Source organism: Cellulomonas sp. P4_D11, from assembly GCF_056401915.1.
On sequence record NZ_JBFUIK010000007.1, the window covers coordinates 117,942 to 135,784 of the forward strand.

Below are 17,843 nucleotides of genomic sequence, written 5' to 3' on the forward strand. Positions count from 1 at the left end.
ACGGCGGCGCACAGACTTCAGCGGTGTCGACCAGACGGACGTCACCCGTCCGGGGTGTCGGGCCCGGCGCGCCGGACGACACCCCGAACGAGCGCAGGCTCAGGCGGCCGGCTCGAACGTCAGGCTCACCGAGTTCATGCAGAACCGGTCGCCCGTGGGGGTCTGCGGCGCGTCGTCGAACACGTGCCCCAGGTGCGAGCCGCACCTCGCGCAGCGCACCTCCGTGCGCACCATGCCGAGGCTGCGGTCGCTGATCAGCTCGACCCGGTCACCGGCCAGCGGCGAGAAGAAGCTCGGCCAGCCGCAGTGCGAGTCGAACTTGGTGTCGGAGCGGAACAGCTCGTTGCTGCACGCGCGGCAGCGGTAGACGCCCTCGCGCTTCTCGTCGAGAAGCTCCCCCGTCCACGGCCGCTCGGTCCCGGCGCGGCGCAGCACGGCGAACTCCTGGGGTTCGAGCTCCAGGGCCCACTGGTCGTCGGTCTTGGTCACCTCGTACGTCATCGGTCTCCTCCTGAAGATGGTGGCGTCCCCTGCAACCGCGCGACGCACGGGGACGTTCCCGACGCGCCGGGACAATCCTCTGACCAGGGGTGTCGCTGATCGACGGGAGTACCGCATACTCTCGGCTCAGCGCGGACCCCTCCCGACCCGCGCTCGCCCAGCTCGTGAGGTCCCACGTGCCAAGAGCAAGCCGCCGCCGCTGGCCGCTGACTCGATCGTTCGCGGTCATCAGCAGCGCGGCCATGGTCGTGCTCGGGCTCGCCCTCGTCTGGGTGACGTGGAGCGTCATGGGGCAGCAGGCGATCAACGACGGCATCGCGACGGCGGAGACCGTCCAGGTCTATGCGACGGCGGACGTGCCGACGGCCTCGTTCCTCGCGCCGGACGCGCTCACGTCCGCCCAGGCCGACCAGGTGCACGCCGCGACCGAAGGGTTCGGCGACCGGCTCGTGGAGCTGCGGCTGTGGGCGCTCGACGGGTCGCTCATCTACAGCTCGGCCCCCGGCACGACGAGCGGCTTCCCCGACGGGGACAGGCTCGACCTGGTGACCACCGGCGGGGCGTCGGACGCCCAGGTCATCACCGACGTGCGCGGAGACAACGTCGACGACACCGGCGGCACCGAGCGGCAGGTGCTCGACGTCTACGTGCCGGTGCACGCCGACGAGACCGACGGCGCCGACCTGGACGACCACGACACGGTCGGTGCCGCCGAGGTCATGCTGGACCACACGGCCGCCAGCACCGCGCTCACCGAGGCGGTCCGCACGGTGTCCCTCGTGGTCGCCGGCGGGCTGCTCGCGCTGTGGCTCGTGCTCTTCCGGACCGTGTTCACCGCGTCGCGCCGGCTGCAGGCCACGGCCCTCGAGAACGCGCGGCTCGCGCTGCTCGACTCCCTGACGGGCCTGCCCAACCGGCGGATGCTCGCCGAGCGCATGCGCCGGACGATCCTCGAGGCGGAGGAGACCGGCTCCCGGGTGGGCCTCATGCTCCTGGACATCGACCGCTTCAAGGACATCAACGACTCCCTGGGCCACGACCGCGGCGACGAGCTGCTCGAGCAGGTGGCGGAGCGGCTGCGCGGCGCCCTGCGGGACGAGGACATCGTCGCGCGGCTGGGCGGCGACGAGTTCGCGATCCTGCTGCCGGACGTGCGCTCGGTGGCCAACGCCGAGCGCCTGGCCCGCCGGGTGCGCGGGCTGTTCGTGCCGCCGTTCATGCTGGGCGAGCTGCCCCTGCACGTCGACACGTCCGTCGGCGTCGCGTGCCTGCCCGACCATGCGACCGACCCGTCGTCGCTGATGCGCACCGCCGACGTCGCTATGTACGCCGCCAAGCACCACCGCACCGGCGTCTCGGTGTACTCGGCCGACGAGGACGACTCGTCGCCGGCCCGCCTGGTGCTGCTGGGCGACCTGCACCGCGCGCTCACCCCGGCACCGGACGCGCCGCGCGAGCTGCGCATGCACTACCAGCCCAAGATCGAGCTGGCCACGGGCCGGACGGTGGGGCTCGAGGCGCTCATGCGCTGGGTCCACCCCACGCGCGGCGTCCTGCCGCCCACCACGTTCATCCCCCTGGCGGAGCAGTCGGGGCTCATCCACGACGTCACCCGGTACGCGCTGATGGAGTGCGTCACCCAGCTGGCCGCCTGGCGCGCCGAGGGGCGCGCGACCCCGGTGGCCGTGAACCTGTCCGCCCACGACGTGACGACGGCGGCGGTCGTCGACCTGATCGAGGCGCTGCTCGAGGAGCACGCGGTGCCGCCCGACCTGCTCGAGGTCGAGATCACCGAGACGGCCCTGGTGGCCGACCCCTCCCGGGTCGTGCCGGTGCTCGAGCGGCTCAGCGCGCTGGGCATCCGGGTGGCCATCGACGACTTCGGCATCGGCAACACGTCGATCTCCCAGCTGCGGGACCTGCCGGTCGACGAGCTGAAGATCGACCGGCTGTTCGTGGCCGACCTGGGGGTCGACGGACGGGAGGGCTCGGAGGTCGTCGTGCAGGCCATGGTCGACCTGGCCCACTCGTTCGACCTGAGGGTCGTCGCCGAGGGCGTCGAGGACGAGGCGACGGCCGTCATCCTGCGCCGGCTGGGTGTCGACCAGGCGCAGGGCTTCCTCTACTCGCAGGCCGTCCCGGCGGCCGATCTCCCGTTGACCCAGTCGGTCCCGCGGCCTCGCCGAGGACGCGGGAGCAGGGCCGGCGTCGTGGTCGCCGGGCCTCGTCCGAGCAACCGACACGCGCGCCCTCCACGGACGCCCGGCGCCGATTCCACCAACGGGTGAGTATCGTACGTTCGGCTCAAGTAGGGCCCGGGGGTGCCGATGCACCTGGAGGTACCCCAGCCCCAAGGAGGGTTTCGCCATGATGGACGACCTGCTGCAGGAGATGATCGACCCGGCTCCGGTCCACCGCGACGCGCCCCGTCGCCGTCGGCTCTGGACCACCGTCGCGATCGTCGGCCTCGCGGCCATCGGCGCCACGACCCTCACGACGTCCGCCATCTTCACGGACAACGACGCCGCGACGGCCGAGATCCAGAGCGGCACCGTCGACCTGGTCGTCGGCTCGACCACCGCCTTCGCCTTCACGCCGCAGAACCTCAACCCCGGCGCGACGACGTACGCGCCCCTGCTCGTCTCCAGCACCGGCTCGCTCGGGCTGCGGTACGCGATCTCCTACAGCGCCGCCCAGGTCGCCGGACCCGCCGGCAGCCCTGTCCTCGAGGACGGGGACGGCGTCACCCCGGTGGCCTCGGGGGACAACCTCGCCAACGTGCTCGAGCTCCGGATGTTCGCCGTGGCCACCGCGGCCGACTGTGGGCCCGCCGCGACCACCGGCACGCCGCTGAACCCGCCCGGGACGATCACGCCCTGGCCCGCCACGACCACGGCCCTCGTCGGCAACCCGTCGCAGGGCCTCCAGGGCGGCGAGCGGGTGCTGGACGCGGGCACCCCGAGCGAGTGGCTCTGCGCCCGGGTCGACTTCCCTGTCACCGCCGGCAACCAGTACCAGGACTCGGGCGTCGAGCTCACTCTGCTCTTCAACGCCGAGCAGACGGCCAACAACCCCTGACCCTGATGTCCTCCTGGTCGGACGGGCAACGAGACGCCCCAGCCGTCGACCGACGCGCGCCGCGCGTGATCGGTCGGCGGCGTTCTCGTACCCCGAAGCCCACCTGGCGCCGTCTCGTCGGCGTGGCGCTGTGGACGATCGTGATCGTGTGCGGCGCCGCCTACGCCACCTCGCTGGCCGTCCCGCTCTGGTTCCAGGTGCACCACCAGCGCCTGCTCATCGTCACGTCGGGCTCGATGGCCCCCAAGTTCGACGCCGGCGACGCCGTGGTGCTCCGGGCTATCTCCGACGAGTCCGACCTCAAGGTCGGGCAGATCATCTCGTTCTGGCCGACCGGGAGCACCAGCGAGCTTGTCACCCACCGGATCGTGGCCCTGCGCAAGCTCCCCGAGCTCCGGGCCGATGGAGCGACCGGCCGGATGGTCCCCAAGCTCGACGACAACGGCGAGCAGATCATGAAGTCCTACGTCGTCACCAAGGGCGATGCCAACGCGGAACCCGACGTCGACGCCACGCCCATCACCCGCATCCGCGGGGTGCAGCTCGCCGTGCACAAGGGGTGGGGCTGGGTGCTGCAGTGGGCCGGGTCCGCGCAAGGACGCGCGGTCATGCTGGTCCCACCGATGCTCGCGCTCGCTACGCTCGAGCTGCTGGCGTTCGGTGACGGTCGACGGAACCGCCGACCGCGCCCGGCCCGCGACGACAACGACAGGAGGGTCGATGAGCTCCTCCTCGACTGAGCGACCCTCCGACGACGGTCCGCGGCCCCGCCGGTTCCTCAGCGTCGACCGCGGCGGCCTGGTCCGGCTGGGCGTCGTGGTCGCCTTCGCGATCGGCGCGCTGCTGACCCCGCTGGTCGGTTCGACGTCCGCGCAGTTCACCGACTCCACCGAGGTCACCATCACGTTCTCCGTGGACCCGGCGCCGTAGGTCGGCGCCGACCCCCGCAAGGGCCGGCGCCGTCCCGGTCAGGAGCGCACGCCCCGGGCCGCGAGCAGCACGGCGTCGGGGTCGTAGACCATCGAGAGCGTCTGCAGGCGACGCGCCACCTCGGGCGTGAACACCCGCTCGGCCCACTGCGGTCCGGCCGCGTCCGTGAAGTTCGGCAGACCGCCGTCCTGCGTCCACGGCGCCATGCCGTCGTGCACCCGGGCGGTGTCCCGGGTGACGATCTGCGCGATCTCCGGGATCATCACGCCGAGCGTGAAGAGCGAGAACGCGGCGTCGCGGTGCGCGAAGGCGCTGGGCACCCCGCGGTCGTCGCGGACCTTCCCGCCCAGCTGGCGCACCTCGACCATCGCCTGTGCGCACTGCGCCTCCGGGCCGACCAGCTGGAGCAGCCGGTCGGCGGCGTCCAGGCCGAACGAGTGCAGCAGGCTGTGGTGCTCGTGCAGCGGCATCGGGTCGATCGGGTCGGTGTGCACGGCGCCGAGCGCCGCGTACGGCATGACCTGCACGGTGTCGATGAGCGGCGTGCCGAGGCAGCGGATCGCGCGGATCATCTCCTCGCCCACGGCCGGGTCGCCGGTCCACGCGAACCGCACCGACACGGAGCTCCTCCCCCGCAGCGGCTCGGGGAAGATCGGCATGTCGGGCAGGCGCATGACGGCGATCGACGTGGTGCCCTCCTCCGGCAGCAGCTCGCACCACTGGCTCCAGGTCCGGATGACGGCAGCGGCGTCGGTGTCGGCGAACCACAGGGCGCCCGCGTACAGCGAGGCCTGCTCGACCAGGTCGATCTCGACCGCGGTGACGATGCCGAGCGTGCCCTTCCCGCCGCGCAGTCCCCAGAACAGGTCGGGGTGGCTCGTGGCGGTGACGCGGCGCGCGACGCCGTCGCCGGTGACGACCTCGAACGCGCGGACGGTGTCCGATGCGAGCCCGTGGGTGCGGGCCACTGGGCCCAGCCCGCCGCCGGTGACGTAGCCGACGACGCCGACGTCGGGCGACGAACCCGCGAGGCCGGCGAGGCCGTACGGCGCGCAGGCCTCGAGCACCGCGGCCCACTTCACGCCGGCGCCGATGCGCGCCCACCGCTCGTCGGCGTGGACGGTGAGCTCGTCGAGGGCGACGGTGCTCACCAGGATCGCGTCCTGCATGGTCTCCGTGGCGCCGTGCCCGGTGCCCTGGACCGCGACGCGCAGGCCTGCGGAGGCCGCGATCCGCAGCGTGCGGGTGACGTCGTGGGCGCCCCGCGCGGCGACGACGGCCGCGGGGCTGATGGCCTTGGTGAGGTTGCTGGTGCCCGTGAGGCCGGTGTACGCCTCGGTGCCGGGCAGGTGCACGGGGACGCCGGAGTCGGCGAGCGCCTGCACGGCTGCTGCGGTGGCGGGACGGTAGTCCGCACCGATCGGCGAGCTGAGGATGGTCATGGTCGAGCCCTTTCCTGTCCGCGCCGTCGGTCGGCGCACGGGCAGAAGGGGACACGGCGCGACGGCCTGATACATCCCGGGATGTCCGAAGTTACGGACGAGTACGTCAGCCCGGCGGGGTGGCCGGCAGGGTGATCGTGAACGTGGTGCCCTCGCCGAGCGTGCTGGTGATCGCCAGGGTGCCGCCGTGCGCGTCGACGACCGCCTTGGTGATCGACAGGCCGAGGCCGACGCCCGGGATGGCGCGTCGGGTCGCCGACGACGCCCGGAAGAACCGGGTGGTGAGCTGGGAGAGCTCGTCGGGCGGGATCCCGATGCCGCTGTCGGCCACGACCAGCACGGCGCCGCCGCGCCCGGGATCGTCGGGCGGCGAGACCCCGAGGCGGACCGTGCCGCCCGAGGGCGTGAACTTGATCGCGTTCGAGACGAGGTTGTCGACCGCCTGGGCGAGTCGGACCGGGTCGGCGTCGAGCACCGTCGACGTCACCGACGGGATCAGCGCGACCCCCGCCGCCTCAGCCGCGGGCGTCGCGGCCTCGATCGAGGCGCGGACGATGTCGCCGGCGTCGATGTGCTGCGGCGAGATCGCGAACCGACCGGCGTCCACCTGCGCCGTGAGCAGCAGGTCCCCGACCAGCCGCAGCTGACGCCGGGCGTTGCGCTCGATGACCGTGAGGTACTCGCGCTGCTCCTCGGTCAACGGGTCGGTGCCGTCGGTCAGCAGCTCGAGGTAGCCCAGCACGGACGTCAGCGGGGTGCGCAGCTCGTGACTGACCAGGCTGACGAACTCGTCCTGGAGCCGCGAGGCCTCGCGCTCCGACGTGACGTCGGTGGCGACGACGACGTAGCCCGTGGTCGTGCCGTCCACCTCGGCCCGGCGGGTGACCGCGAGCCGCACCGTCATCCGCACGCCGTCGCGCGCGACGTACGTCCAGTCGCGGACCTCGGGGCGCCCGGCCAGCGCGGGGGCGACGAGGGCGTCCACGAGCACCTGGGGGTTGTCGACGGGCGAGTCGTCGTCGAACAGCAGCTTGCGGCGCGCCTCCAGCTCGTCGCGGTCGTGGAACTCGGTCAGGCGCATGCGGCCGACGACCTCGCCCTGCCCGTAGCCGAGGAGCCGCTCGGCACCGGCGTTGAAGACCTCGACCAGGCCCGTGGCGTCGGTCGCGATGATGGCCTGCTCGGTGGCGGAGTCGATCACGGAGATCAGCTGGTCGCGCGCCGCCCGTCGGGTGTTGGCGACGCGGGCCAGCTCCGCGGCGTCCGCGCGGGCGCGGTCGAGCAGCACGGCCTGGTCCATCTGCAGCGACAGGAGCGACCGGCTGCGCGCCCGCAGGCGGTCGGTGATCTCGTGCACGGTGAGGGCGATGAACGTCGCGGCGAGCGTGACGAAGAGTGTCCGCACCAGGGTGTCGACGGAGAACCCCTGGTCGCCCAGCAGCACCGGTGCGGCCACGACGAGCCCGACTCCGATCGACCCGATGGCGACCCGCCGCCTGCCCGGCATCGACGCCAGCGCGATGAGCGGCAGGAACGCGATCGTGGTGTACGCGGACCCTGGACCGCCGGTGCCCGTGCGGAGCAGGGCCACCGCCACCAGCTGGACGATCGGGAGCAGGTCCTGCGCGCCCTCGTGCCAGCGGCTCCAGGGCAGCACGCGCGCAGCCACGAGCTGGCCGGCGGTCAACAGGGTGGCCAGCACGACCTCGAGCATGCTCGACACGTTGACGCCAGGGATGAGCATCGTGGCGAGCGCGACGGCGAACAGCCCGACGAACGGCAGCTGCCGCTCGACGACGCCGCCGTCCGGACCGAGGTGCCGGGCCAGGCGTCGCAGGTAGCGCGAGCCCGAGGCGATGAGGTTCTCGGGCTCGGTCGCCCAGAGGCTGGTCACGGGACCGCGCCGAGCGCCCGGGCCAGCGCGGCCTGCACGCCCTCGCCCGTGAACGGCTTCGGCAGCCAGGCGTCGACCGGGGGGTAGTCGTCGGCGTCGAGCACGGAGGTGACGATGACGGGCAGACCGGGACGGCGGGCGCGCAGCACGTCGACCAGCTCCCAGCCGCCCATGCCCGGCAGCCGGAGGTCGACCACCGCCACGTCGACCGCGAGGTGCTCCTCGTCGCCGAGCGCCTCCTCGGCGCTCTTGGTGAGCACGACCTCGTAGCCCAGCCGCCGCAGGTGCCGCGCGATCAGGGCGAGCTCGTCGGGCTCGTCGTCGACGACCAGCACCCTGGCGCTCACGCGACACCCCCGTGCAGCAGCAGCGCGACGACGGTGATCGCGACGGACGCCAGCCCGACCACGACCAGCAGCAGGCGCTCCGACCGCGCGTTGGTCCGGATCTCGTCCTCGAGGGCGGCGGGCGTCAGCGTCGCCCAACGGCGGGCCTGGTCGCCCCCGGGTGCCCGGTGCGAGCCGCTCATCCCATCACCCGTCCTGTCTTCTCGGTCTTGTCCCACACGGCTGCCGCGCCCCGCCACTGCTTCACGTACGCGTCCAGCGTGATCGCGCACAGCACCGGACCGAAGCCCACCACGTAGAGCAGCGGCAGCGCGAGCCACCGCACCGGTCGCGCGCGCTCGAGCTGCTTGACCACCCACGCCAGCAGCATCGCGAGGACCGACCAGGAGTACAGGGTCAGCGTCCAGATCTCCCGGCCCACGTCGCTCATCTCCAGCCCCAGCAGCCCGGGGATCCGCACCTCCCAGAGGTCGGGGAACCACGCTGCGCTCATGACGACGAGCGCGCCGAGGCCGGGGAACACGATCCCCTGCACCCACGAGCGGCGGGCGGTCTCCCGGTCGAGCATCAGGGTCGTCGCCGTGATGAACACGTACGCGGTCACGGCCACCCACCAGAACCCCTGGAACACGGCCGCCGCCGTGACCCCGTCCGTGAAGTACAGGCCGACCAGTCCCACCGCGGCGAACGTCATGGCCACCGGCAGCAGGTAGATGGCGAACCAGATGATCCCGAAGTCGGCGCGGCCCAGGTGGTGCGTGCGGGACGGCCGGAACCAGACCGAGCGGAAGTTGCGCGTGATCTGGACGTTGCCGCGCGCCCAGCGGACCCGCTGCTTCCACAGGGCCGTGACGCTGTCCGGCTCCTCGGCCAGCACCACGGAGGCGGGCTCGAACACGACGCGCCGCCCGTTGAGCTGCGTGAGGAAGGTGGTGTACGTGTCCTCGGCGAGCGTGGACGTGTCCACCTGACCGCCGACGGCCTCGAGGTTCGCCCGCGAGTGCAGCTGGGCGCCACCCGCGAGGCACGCCATGGCGCCCATGACGTTCTGCGCACGGCGGGCGGCGGCCTGCGCGGTCACGTACTCGTAGCCGATGAACCGCGCCACGCTGCCCGGCCGGCCGCTGCCCTCGCGGATGAACGCGGTGACGGCGCCCACCTTCTCGTCGGCCAGGTGGCGCGTCATCCGGCGCAAGGAGTCGGGCCGGTAGATGACGTCCGCGTCCATGATGAGCAGCGCCTCCATCCAGCCGTCGGACAGCGCGTACCGGATGCCGTGGTTGAGGGTGTGGGCCTTGCCCTGACCGCCCTGCTCGCGGCGCAGGTGCACGATCCGGTCGTCGTACTGCGCCGCCTTGGCGCGGACCACGTCGGGCGTGTCGTCCGTGCTCGCGTCGTCGACCACGAACACCTTGAGCCGGTCCGGGGGGTACTCCAGGCCCATGAGCCGGTCGAGCGAGGCGGCCAGCACGGCGCCCTCGTTCCAGGCGGGCACGATGACCACGACGCGGGGCAGGTGGGGTGCCGCCAGCCGCAGGTGGTTGCGGAAGGCGTGCACGGGGACGAGCAGGTACTGGTAGAGCCCGGCGAGCACGGGGATCGCGCCGACGCCGACGAGCGCGACGAGCACCGCGACCAGCGCGGCGTGCCAGAAAGCTTCCGTCATGCCCCCACCCACGCGTACACGCCGACGTCGGAGGCCACGTGGGAGTCGGTCGACGCGACCAGCAGCACGCCCTTCTCCCGCAGCCGCTGGGCGATCCGCGGGCCGGGGCAGCGCCACTTCTCGTTGACCTCGACCGGGGTGCCCGTCGCCACGGCCGCCTCCGCGAGCGCGTCGAGCAGCTGGTCGGGGACGTCGTCCTCGGTCAGGCCGATCTTCGGCAGGATCGAGAACGGGTGCGCGAGCTGCGCCCGGCCGACGGCGTGCATCGCGCGGATCGTGGCCGTCACCAGCAGCTCGACCACGTCCGCCGGGGCCAGACCGGCGTCGATGCGCTCGCGGGTGGCGCGGGGACTCCACGGGCCGTCGGTGCCGGGGAGCTGGTGGTCGGCGAGCAGGACGCGGTCCGGGCCGTGCGGGCTGCCGACGGACGCCAGCACCTCGGGCGGCGCGTCCACCGCGCCGGACGCGTCGAGGATCTTGGCCTCGACCCCGCTCAGGACGGTCAGCCCCTCGAGCCGGGGCAGGGCGCGGACCACGGAGAGGAGCTCGGGGACGTACGTGGTGGAGACGCGGACGTGGTCGACCATGCGGATCTCGCGCAGCCCGGCGCGCTGCGCGGCCGCCAGGTTCTCGGCCGGCGTGCTGACGGCGTCGTCGGAGAACGTCGAGTGGACGTGGTGGTCCTCTCGCGTGGACGGCACCATCACCGGGGTGGCAGGACGTCGGCGATCGGCAGGAAGACGTCCTCGAGGTAGCGCACGTTCGCGATCTCCTGGAAGTCGACGTGGGCGGGCACGGGCCGGCCCAGGACCGCGTCGAGCGTGAGCGACGGCATGTCGACGCCGGCCGCGATGGTCAGCGGCATGGCACCGGGGAACCGGGGGTTGACCTCGAGCAGCGCGGGTCGCCCGTCGGCGTCCCTCTTGAGCTGCACGTTGGCCACCGTCGTGAGCCCGACGGCCCGCGCGATCGCCGACGCCGTCTCGATCAGCTCCTCGTCGTGGACTGTGACACCGGCGACGGCCACGCCCGAGTCCACCCGCAGTCGGGCGCGCGGCACCGCGGCGATGACCGTGCCGTCGAGGCCGGCGAGGACGTCGACGGAGTACTCGTCGCCCGGCAGCAGCTCCTGGACCAGCAGGTCCTCGTCGGCGTCGTGCACCGCGTCGAGCTCGGCCTGCGACCCCACCAGCCGGACGCCGCGCGAGCCCGCGCCGCGGCGGGGCTTGACGATGACCGGGAAGGTCCAGCCGGACACCGCCTGCGGGGTGCCCAGCAGCTCGGTCCGCGGCACGCGCGCGGTCCGGGCGCACGCGCGGGCGAGCTCGAGCTTGTCGAGGCAGGTCTCGAGCGTGCTCAGGGCGGGCGAGGCGAGGATCGTGCCGTCGGCCAGCAGCTCGTCGCGCGCGGCGGCGAGCTTCGGCAGCTCGACGTCGACGGTCGGGAAGAGCACGTCGACCCGGTCGTCGCGGCAGATCCCCCGCACGACGTCGACGAAGTCGTCGGCCCGTCCGGCGGGGACCAGGCGCCGGTTCGGGGCGTCGACCAGGTACAGCGCGCTGGCCCAGCGGTCCATGTCGGCCGCGAGCACCTCGACGTCGCCGCGCCGCAGCAACGAGCGGATCACCGCGACGCCTGCCGGCCCCCCTGCGCCCGTGACCAGGACCCTCATGCGTGACCTCCGTGCTCGTCGATCGTGGCGGCCTCCTCGACGGCGACGACGCCCGCGCCCCGCGCCGTGCTGCTCAGCATCGCGGCGGCGCGCACCATCTCGAGCGGCTCGGCGTACTGCCCGGTGCCGAAGCGGGACCAGTAGCGGGCCGTCGCGCGGACGAGCTCGGGCTCCATGTAGTCGCGGTGCGACTGCGACTCGAACGCCGCGAGCATCTGGAGCTTGGCCTCGATGAAGCCGTCCACCGGCACGAACCGGCTCGGCCGGAAGTCGATGGTGGACGACGGGCTCTGGAAGCACGCGAGCGAGGGGACCCGGCGGGCGGCGACGTCGACCGCCTGCCGGACCGCCCGGTGGTCCTGGTGCCGGTCGTGCTCGCTGTGGGTGTACACGACCGTCGGGTCGACCTCGCGGATCAGGTCCTCGATCGTCGTGATCAGCCCGCCCGCCGGGTCCAGCCGGGTGTCCTCGAAGTCGTGCAGGTACAGGCGGGCGCCGATGATGCCGGCGGAGGCGAGCGCCTCGTGGCGGCGGGACTGCACGTCGCCGCCGATGGCGCCGCTGGACAGCGTGAGGATGACGACCGTGTCCCCCGCTGCGCGGTGCGACGCCAGCGTGGCGCCGATGCCGATCTCTACGTCGTCGGGGTGCGCGCCGACCGCGAGCACCGTCTCCCTCGACCCCTCGGCCGCCCGCTTGATCCGACCCTCGTTGGCGAGCGCCGTGATGCGCTCGAGCAGGGTCGCGGCGGCGACCGGCTTGACCAGGAACTCGTCGGCGTCGCGACGCAGCGCCTCGACCGCGTAGTCGACGCTGGCGAACGCCGTCATCACCGCGACGGGCGTGCCGGGAGCCCGCGAGCGCAGCTCCCCCAGCAGCTCCAGGCCGCTCATGCCGGGCATCTGGATGTCCGTGAGGACCACGTCGAACTCGTGCGCCGCCACCTCGGCCAGTGCCGACATCGGCTCGTGGACCACGGTCACGGCCATCCCGCCCCGGCGGTCGAGCACCGTGCGCACGTACTGTGCGGTGTCGGCGTCGTCCTCGACCACGAGGACCCTGATCTGCTCGTTCGTCACGCGGTGTTGCCCTCCGTCGCCGACCGGTGCACCCACGCTATAGGCAGGCGCACGACCATGCCCCCTCGGGGAATAGGTGTGCCCACCCCTCTGTTGAGCGGCAAGTACATGCAAACGCATGAACCTCTTACCTTGTGAGGCGCGAGATGCAGTTCGGGATCTTCACCGTCGGAGACGTCACCACCGACCCGACGACCGGCCGGACGCCGGACGACACGGAGCGGGTGCGCAACATGCTCACCATCGCCCAGCACGCCGACCAGGCGGGCCTGGACGTCTTCGCGACCGGCGAGCACCACAACCCGCCGTTCGTGCCCTCGTCGCCCACCACGATGCTCGGCTACCTCGCGGGCACGACGAAGAACATCATCCTGTCGACCGCGACCACGCTGATCACGACCAACGACCCGGTGCGGCTGGCCGAGGAGTACGCGATGCTCCAGGTCATCTCCGACGGCCGCATGGACCTCATGATGGGCCGCGGCAACACCGGGCCGGTGTACCCGTGGTTCGGGCAGGACATCCGCCAGGGCATCCCGCTGGCGATCGAGAACTACGCGCTGCTGCGCCGCCTCTGGGAGGAGGAGGTCGTGGACTGGCAGGGCAAGTTCCGCACGCCGCTGCAGGGCTTCACCTCCACTCCGCGCCCGCTCGACGGTGTCCCGCCGTTCGTCTGGCACGGCTCGATCCGCAGCCCCGAGATCGCCGAGCAGGCTGCCTACTACGGTGACGGCTTCCTCCACAACGCGATCTTCTGGCCGCTCGAGCACGCCGCGCAGATGGTCAAGTTCTACCGCGAGCGCTACGAGCACTACGGGCACGGCCAGGCCGACCAGGCGATCGTCGGGCTGGGCGGACAGGTCTTCATGAACAAGAACTCGCAGGACGCCGTGAAGGCGTTCCGGCCCTACTTCGACAACGCGCCCGTCTACGGGCACGGGCCGTCGATGGAGGACTTCATGCGCGACACGCCGCTGACCGTAGGCAGCCCGCAGCAGGTCATCGACCGCTACGGCACGTTCCGCGACCAGGTCGGGCACTACCAGCGCCAGATGTTCCTCATGGACCACGCGGGCCTGCCGCTCAAGACGGTGCTCGAGCAGATCGACATCCTCGCGACGGAGGTCGTCCCGGTGCTGCGCGCCGAGGCCGAGTCCGCGCGTCCGGCGCACGTGCCGGCGAACCCGCCGTCGCACGCCGAGCGGGTGGCGGCTGCCGTTGCCGCAGGTAACGTTCGTGAGCAGACGGTGACCGCGACCGACGAGTACACCGGCCTCCGGGCCGAGGACTCGCTGTCCTCATGACTCTTCTTGGGAAAGGGACCACGATGAGCGACCGTTCCATCGTCGTCATCTCGGCCGGCCTCTCGCAGCCGTCGTCGACGCGCCTGCTGGCCGACCGCCTCGCCGACGCGACCGTCACCGAGCTCGCCGCCCGCGGCATCACCGCGCACGTCGAGAACGTGGAGCTGCGCGACGTTGCCCACGAGATCGTCAACATGACCCTCTCGGGCTTCGCGTCCGGCGCCCTCAAGGACGTCATCGAGAAGGTCACGGCCGCCGACGGCGTCATCGCCGTCACGCCGATCTTCTCGGCGTCGTACTCCGGGCTGTTCAAGTCGTTCGTCGACATCCTCGACAAGGACGCCCTCGTCGGGCGGCCCGTGCTCGTGGGCGCGACCGGCGGCACGGGCCGGCACTCGCTGGCTCTCGAGTACGCGCTGCGCCCGCTGTTCGCCTACCTGCGTGCCGATGTCGCCGGTACGGCCGTGTTCGCGGCCACCGACGACTGGGCCGACGGCGGCGGCGACGACGTCAACCCGCTGCCGAACCGGATCCGCCGCGCGGGCCGCGAGCTGGCCGAGATGGTGGCCGACCGCGAGCCCTCCGCGCCGGTCGGGCTCTACGACGCGGTGCCGTCGTTCGACCAGCTGCTGGGCGGCGCCTGACCTCGACGCGAACGAAGGGGCCCGACGAGAGTCGGGCCCCTTCGTCGTGCGCGGCGACGCGGTGAGCACGGAGGGGGAGGCGCACCGCCGTCGTCGCCCAGCTGCCGGGTCGCTCGTGCCGCGACCCGGGGACTGGCGTCTACTGCGGGCTGAGCGTGAACGCCGTGCCCGTCGAGGCCGGCTCGACGTCGAGGCGCTGGTCGGCCAGGGTCATCGACGCCTCGGGGTCGACGTAGACACGGGTCGATCCGTCGGTCACCACGTCGTCGCCCGGGAGAGGCTCGGGGACCAGCGCGAGCTCGAAGCCGCCCGCCTCCTGCTGGGCGATCCGCAGTCCGCCCGTGCCGTCGGGCAGACCGGCCTTCGTCGTGAGCGTGTGGACGGCGGTGCGGGCACTGTCCGTCAGGGTGAGCACGATGGCTCTCCTTCCATTGCCGGGGGCGCCGCCCTCGCGGGCGGCTCGTCGGACGCATCTACCGTCACCACGGGCGCTCCGACGTCGCAACTCGGGGTCCGCTGGGCGAGACCCGGCACGTCCAGCGGTCGCCGCAGCCCGGCGACGGGCCTACGCTCCGCATCGCCCCGCTGACCTCGCCGGTCGTCGGACGCGGCGCTAGCGTCGACCGCATGCCGATCCCCCTCTGGGTCACGCGCGTCAACCGCCGGGTCACCAACCCGGTCCTGGGGACGATCTCCGACTGGGTACCGCCGTTCGCGACGCTGCACCACACCGGTCGTCGCAGCGGCCGGCGGTTCCGCACGCCCGTCTTCGCGTTCGGCTCGCCGCGCGGCGTCGTCCTGGCCCTGACGTACGGGCCGGACGTGCAGTGGTTGAAGAACATCGACGCCGGCGGTGAGGCGAGGATGGTCCGGCGCGGGCGCGTCCTTGCGCTGTCCGACCCCGTCCGGCTGCACGGCGACGCGGGTGCGAGGCTGATGCCCCCGCTGATCCGCCGGGGCCTCGCCGTGATGCACGTCGATGAGTTCGTGGACCTCGTCGCGACGCCGGTCCGCCCGTCCTCGGTCGACCGCCGGTCGTCCGGAGCCCGGTCGTCGTCGGAGCTGGAGGAGTAGCCGTGGTGCGTGAGGGATATCCCGCGACGACCGTCGAGGAGTACCTCGACGCGATCCCGTCGACTCAGGGTTCCGCGCTGCGCCTGGTGCGCGACCGGCTCGTCGCCGTCGTGCCCGACGCGGAGCAGGTGATCTCCTACCAGGTGCCGACGATCAGGTACCGCGGTGCCGGGCTGGTGGCGCTCTCCGTCGCGAAGACGCACTGCAGCCTCCACCTCATGAGCCCGCCCCTGGCCACGTCCTTGGCCGGCACGCTGACCGAGGGGCGGTTGTCGGGCGCGACCCTGCACTTCGACGCCGACGCGCCGCTGTCCGAGGCGACCGTCCGGCTGATCGCGACGCGGCGGATGGCCGAGGTCGACGCCCGCCTCGACGGCTGAGCCGTCGGGCGTCAGCGACCCGACGGGGAGAAGTGCTGGTAGTCGATCGGCGAGGTCCAGTCACCACCCCACAGCCAGCCGACGCTCGCGAACGCGCGGACGACCTGGTCGTCGGGATGGAGCACGCCCGGGACGTCCGGCCGGTCCGCGAACTCCCGGCCCGCGTCCGGCGCGACGGACCCGTCACGGACGTACGGGTTCTCCACGGGGTTCAGGTCGATCGCACGCCCGTACGCGTGCTCCGACCACCCCGTGCCGCCCGTGATCGCGCGGCAGTTGAACGCGGACGTGTTGTCGGCGGCCATCGACGCGTCGTCGCTCGCCCCGAAGTCGTCGACGAGCCGCAGCGACCGGACCGGGTACCCCGCCTCGAACAGCGCCCGGAACACCGTGACCACCGCCTCGGCGGCGTCCGCGTGCACCACCAGCTCGCCCTGCACGGCCGAGCCGGCGAAGTCGCGGTGCGTGACGGTCACGTACCGCAGGTCCTCGAGCGGCACCGGACAGCCCGGTCGCCACGACGCGCTCATGCGGTCGGCCAGCTCAGGGGTGATGGTCGCGATCGCCGACGTGAATGCCGGCGCGACCGCCACCACCGGCGGCTCGGCGACGTCGGGTGCGACCGGAGCCGTGACGGGACTCGGCGTGCTCGTCGGCGAGCCGCTGGGCCGGGCCGCACGGCTCGGCGCCGAGGACGCGCAGCCTGCCACGCCCACGACGACAGCGACCACCGCCGCCGCGACCCGTCGCCCCATGCCGCCACTATCCCGCGCTCACACCACCCCGCGACGGTTGCCGACGATTCCCGACGACACCGTCGTGCCCGCCCACATCGCCGTGTTAGTACACCCCTCCGCGCAGTGCATGCCGCACGTCGGGCACACCCAGAGTGTGTGGTGCCGGTCGATGGTGCAGCCGCACGTGACGAACCGCTCCGACGGGCGACCCGGTCCGCTCGTGGTCCACCGGTGGCCTGCCGGGCAGCCGGAAGGCGGCACCCGCACCCAGCCGCGTGGCGTGCGCTGCCACTTCGACCAGTCGATGTCGCGGACCATCGAACAAGTGTACGAACTGGTTCGGCCGATGCGATGCCAGCGTGTCGCGTTCGCCCTGGTCAGGGGTGAATGTCAGTCGTCGGTCGTACAGTTGTTCGAAGACGGATCGGTTGAGTTCCGGTGGTGGGAGGTGGCGACGATGACGGCGGTGCTGGATGCTCCGGTGCGCGACGAGGTCGTCGCGCGGCCGCTGGGGACCCGTGTCGACGGACCCACGGGTGTCGCGCCGTTGGCGACGTCCGGCGCCCCTACCTCCGGGCCTGCGCCGCGCGTCACGTCCGAGACCTCCGCCGCGCCGGCCTCTGCGGGGAGGGCTCTCGGCTCATCGTTGGTGTGGGCGGACTCGGGGCACGGCTCGCGCCCGGGTGGCGCGCCGGTGCCCGGACCGGGTGCCCGGGTGGTGGACCTGGCCGCCGCGGAGGTCCCGCTGCCGGGTGTGCGGGTCGAGGACTTGGTCGCGATGCTGGCCTCGGTGCCGGTCGCGGACGTCTCGGGTGCGGCGTTGGTGAACGCCATCGCGGCGTCGCAGCAGGCGGTCGCGATGATGCAGGCTCTGCAGGGCCGGTTCGTGCGTGAGCTGGCGGACCGCACCCCGATGGACACCCTGGAACGGGTCTCCGACGAGGTCGCCTGCGCCCTGGTCTGCACCCGGCGCCTGGGTCAGGACCTGGTCCTGCGTGCCACCCACACCAGCACGTACCCGGTGCTGGGTGACGCGTGGGCGGCCGGTCGGATCGAGGCGCGCAAGATCGACGTGATCCTGGCCGAGATCCACAC

Annotated in this window: 20 protein-coding genes; 9 read left to right on the top strand and 11 right to left on the bottom strand. The window is 72.7% G+C overall.

Annotation, left to right across the window (positions count from 1 at the left end; all coding sequences use genetic code 11):
* Positions 1-99: 99 nt before the first annotated feature.
* Positions 100-501 carry a peptide-methionine (R)-S-oxide reductase MsrB gene (msrB, locus tag AC1DT4_RS06735; RefSeq protein WP_477088999.1) on the bottom strand — a complete coding sequence of 134 codons (402 nt, stop codon included), beginning with the start codon at positions 499-501 and terminating at the stop codon, positions 100-102.
* Between the two features lie 176 nt (positions 502-677).
* Here msrB and AC1DT4_RS06740 point away from each other — a divergent pair, with 176 nt between their 5' ends.
* The 4 genes from AC1DT4_RS06740 to AC1DT4_RS06755 all read left to right on the top strand — a co-directional run bounded on the left by AC1DT4_RS06740 (position 678) and on the right by AC1DT4_RS06755 (position 4,509).
* Complete coding sequence (locus AC1DT4_RS06740) at positions 678-2,789, top strand: putative bifunctional diguanylate cyclase/phosphodiesterase (protein WP_477089000.1); 2,112 nt, start codon at positions 678-680, stop codon at positions 2,787-2,789.
* Between the two features lie 79 nt (positions 2,790-2,868).
* Complete coding sequence (locus tag AC1DT4_RS06745) at positions 2,869-3,579, top strand: hypothetical protein (RefSeq protein WP_477089001.1); 711 nt, start codon at positions 2,869-2,871, stop codon at positions 3,577-3,579.
* A 122-nt stretch (positions 3,580-3,701) separates the two neighbouring features.
* Positions 3,702-4,319 (top strand): signal peptidase I, encoded by a 618-nt coding sequence (locus AC1DT4_RS06750; protein WP_477089002.1) that lies wholly within the window; start codon positions 3,702-3,704, stop codon positions 4,317-4,319.
* Positions 4,300-4,509, top strand: coding sequence for a hypothetical protein (locus tag AC1DT4_RS06755; RefSeq protein WP_477089003.1), 210 nt, complete (start codon positions 4,300-4,302; stop codon positions 4,507-4,509). Before AC1DT4_RS06750 ends, AC1DT4_RS06755 begins: the two co-directional genes overlap by 20 nt.
* Before the next feature lie 38 nt (positions 4,510-4,547).
* Here AC1DT4_RS06755 and AC1DT4_RS06760 read toward each other — a convergent pair whose 3' ends face one another.
* The 8 genes from AC1DT4_RS06760 to AC1DT4_RS06795 form a co-directional block, all read right to left on the bottom strand.
* Entirely contained in the window at positions 4,548-5,951 is a 1,404-nt protein-coding gene (locus tag AC1DT4_RS06760) for an FAD-binding oxidoreductase (protein WP_477089004.1), read from the bottom strand.
* A 106-nt stretch (positions 5,952-6,057) separates the two neighbouring features.
* Complete coding sequence (locus AC1DT4_RS06765; protein WP_477089005.1) at positions 6,058-7,845, bottom strand: sensor histidine kinase; 1,788 nt, start codon at positions 7,843-7,845, stop codon at positions 6,058-6,060.
* The gene (locus AC1DT4_RS06770; RefSeq protein ID WP_477089006.1) at positions 7,842-8,192 is read right to left on the bottom strand and encodes a response regulator; all 351 of its coding nucleotides are present in this window, start codon (positions 8,190-8,192) and stop codon (positions 7,842-7,844) included. Before AC1DT4_RS06770 ends, AC1DT4_RS06765 begins: the two co-directional genes overlap by 4 nt.
* On the bottom strand, positions 8,189-8,374 hold the full coding sequence (locus AC1DT4_RS06775) for a hypothetical protein (RefSeq protein ID WP_477089007.1): 186 nt from the start codon (positions 8,372-8,374) through the stop codon (positions 8,189-8,191). Before AC1DT4_RS06775 ends, AC1DT4_RS06770 begins: the two co-directional genes overlap by 4 nt.
* Positions 8,371-9,858 carry a glycosyltransferase family 2 protein gene (locus AC1DT4_RS06780; RefSeq protein ID WP_477089008.1) on the bottom strand — a complete coding sequence of 496 codons (1,488 nt, stop codon included), beginning with the start codon at positions 9,856-9,858 and terminating at the stop codon, positions 8,371-8,373. Before AC1DT4_RS06780 ends, AC1DT4_RS06775 begins: the two co-directional genes overlap by 4 nt.
* Positions 9,855-10,562 (bottom strand): PHP domain-containing protein, encoded by a 708-nt coding sequence (locus AC1DT4_RS06785; RefSeq protein WP_477089009.1) that lies wholly within the window; start codon positions 10,560-10,562, stop codon positions 9,855-9,857. Before AC1DT4_RS06785 ends, AC1DT4_RS06780 begins: the two co-directional genes overlap by 4 nt.
* Positions 10,562-11,530 carry an ATP-grasp domain-containing protein gene (locus AC1DT4_RS06790; RefSeq protein WP_477089010.1) on the bottom strand — a complete coding sequence of 323 codons (969 nt, stop codon included), beginning with the start codon at positions 11,528-11,530 and terminating at the stop codon, positions 10,562-10,564. Before AC1DT4_RS06790 ends, AC1DT4_RS06785 begins: the two co-directional genes overlap by 1 nt.
* On the bottom strand, positions 11,527-12,609 hold the full coding sequence (locus AC1DT4_RS06795; RefSeq protein WP_477089011.1) for a PIG-L deacetylase family protein: 1,083 nt from the start codon (positions 12,607-12,609) through the stop codon (positions 11,527-11,529). Before AC1DT4_RS06795 ends, AC1DT4_RS06790 begins: the two co-directional genes overlap by 4 nt.
* Positions 12,610-12,755: 146 nt before the next feature.
* Between AC1DT4_RS06795 and AC1DT4_RS06800 the strand changes: the two genes are divergently transcribed.
* A complete protein-coding gene (locus AC1DT4_RS06800; RefSeq protein WP_477089012.1) occupies positions 12,756-13,913 on the top strand; it encodes an LLM class flavin-dependent oxidoreductase in 1,158 nt (385 codons plus the stop codon).
* A gap of 23 nt (positions 13,914-13,936) precedes the next feature.
* Positions 13,937-14,557, top strand: coding sequence for an FMN reductase (locus tag AC1DT4_RS06805; RefSeq protein WP_477089013.1), 621 nt, complete (start codon positions 13,937-13,939; stop codon positions 14,555-14,557).
* Between the two features lie 139 nt (positions 14,558-14,696).
* On the opposite strand, the gene AC1DT4_RS06810 is transcribed toward AC1DT4_RS06805, so the two are convergent.
* Entirely contained in the window at positions 14,697-14,972 is a 276-nt protein-coding gene (locus tag AC1DT4_RS06810) for an adhesin (protein WP_477089014.1), read from the bottom strand.
* 212 nt (positions 14,973-15,184) lie between these two features.
* Here AC1DT4_RS06810 and AC1DT4_RS06815 point away from each other — a divergent pair, with 212 nt between their 5' ends.
* Both AC1DT4_RS06815 and AC1DT4_RS06820 read left to right on the top strand, forming a co-directional pair.
* Positions 15,185-15,631, top strand: a complete 447-nt coding sequence (locus AC1DT4_RS06815; RefSeq protein ID WP_477089015.1) for a nitroreductase family deazaflavin-dependent oxidoreductase — start codon at positions 15,185-15,187, stop codon at positions 15,629-15,631.
* Between the two features lie 2 nt (positions 15,632-15,633).
* Positions 15,634-16,011 (top strand): iron chaperone, encoded by a 378-nt coding sequence (locus AC1DT4_RS06820; protein ID WP_477089016.1) that lies wholly within the window; start codon positions 15,634-15,636, stop codon positions 16,009-16,011.
* Between the two features lie 11 nt (positions 16,012-16,022).
* Here AC1DT4_RS06820 and AC1DT4_RS06825 read toward each other — a convergent pair whose 3' ends face one another.
* Positions 16,023-16,541, bottom strand: coding sequence for a M15 family metallopeptidase (locus AC1DT4_RS06825; protein WP_477089017.1), 519 nt, complete (start codon positions 16,539-16,541; stop codon positions 16,023-16,025).
* A 22-nt stretch (positions 16,542-16,563) separates the two neighbouring features.
* On the opposite strand from AC1DT4_RS06825, the gene AC1DT4_RS06830 reads away from it, so the two are divergent.
* Positions 16,564-17,843 (top strand): hypothetical protein (locus tag AC1DT4_RS06830; protein ID WP_477089018.1); only part of this gene is annotated, 1,280 nt, incomplete at its 3' end.